Raw genomic sequence first — 1,302 nt, forward strand, 5'->3', positions numbered from 1 at the left:
GGGACTGCCCAGACTTTGGTTGACACCTGACCTGTGAGGATTCGTCCTCGCTGGAAGGATGTTCACCATGCCGAAGCCGTATCCCAAGGAGTTCCGCGACGATGTCGTGGCAGTGGCCCGCAAGGGCGAGGCTCCGTTGACCCAGATCGCGAAGGACTTCGGGATCTCCGAGGGCTGCTTGTCGAACTGGCTGAAGAAGGCCGACGTCGAGGACGGGAACCGTCCCGGCGTCACCGAGAAGCAGTCGGTCGAGGTGCGTGAGCTGAAGAAGCGCAACCGACTCCTGGAGCAGGAGAACGAGGTTTTGCGCCGTGCAGCTGCCTACCTGTCGCAGGCGAACCTGCCGGGAAAATAGTCTTCCCGCTCGTCCGTGAACTGTCCGCGACCGGTGCCCGCATCAGGGTGCCGGTCGCGGTGGCGTGCAGGGTCCTGGGTCTGACGACGCAGGGGTACTACAAGTGGCTCAAAGCACCCGTGTCCCAGCGCGACTGGGACGACGCCCACGTCATCAACGTGCTCCTGGGGATCCATGAAGACGACCCCACGCTCGGCTACCGGTTCCTCACCGACGAACTCGCCGACGTCGGCATCATCGCCTCAGAAAACCGTGTGTGGCGCCTGGCGTCGATCGCAGGCGTGTTCGCCTCGCACCACCGCCGGCGGGGCAAGTCGGGCAAGCCCGGACCCGCGGTGCACGACGACCTGCTCGCCACGGTCGACGAGAAGGGCCGCGTCACCCACGACTTCACCGGTGCAGCGGACGGACCGAACCAGGTCTGGTTGACCGACATCAGCGAGCACCCCACTGCTGAGGGGAAGCTCTACCTGTGCGCGGTCAAGGACTGCTACTCCAACAAGATCGTCGGCTACTCGATCGACTCGCGGATGAAGTCGGGCCTGGCCGCCGCTGCGATCAGGAACGCGATCGCGCTCCGCTCCCCGGACAACACGATCGTCCACTCTGATCGAGGATCTCAATTTCGTTCCAAGAAGGTGGTCCGGCTGTTGAAGAACAACGGCCTACGCGGCTCGATGGGCCGCGTTGGATCCTCAGGCGACAACGCCGCCATGGAGTCGTTCTTCTCGCTGCTGCAGAAGAACGTCCTCGACACCCGCCGCTGGGACAGCCGCGAGGAACTCCGTCTCGCGATCGTCACCTGGATCGAAACCAAGTACAACCGACGCCGTCGTCAACGTGCCCTGGGCAAGCTCACCCCGGTCGAGTTTGAGATGATCTACGCAGCCGCAGACGCGGCCTGAGAACCACCCACCCCGAGTGTCAACCAAACCTGGGGCAGACCC

General features: G+C 64.1%; 1 protein-coding gene. It reads left to right on the forward strand.

The window, feature by feature from the left end:
- Nucleotides 1-67 precede the first annotated feature (67 nt).
- Nucleotides 68-1,260 (forward strand): IS3 family transposase gene (locus C9J87_RS19265; protein ID WP_232820125.1). Its coding sequence is split into 2 segments (ribosomal slippage): nt 68-346 and nt 349-1,260, totalling 1,191 coding nucleotides; the frame shifts between segments, so codons are not numbered across the junction.
- The last annotated feature ends 42 nt before the right edge of the window (nt 1,261-1,302 follow it).

It is taken from the genome of Nocardioides allogilvus (assembly GCF_003047285.1).
In the GTDB taxonomy this organism is placed as follows: Bacteria; Actinomycetota; Actinomycetes; order Propionibacteriales; family Nocardioidaceae; genus Nocardioides; species Nocardioides allogilvus.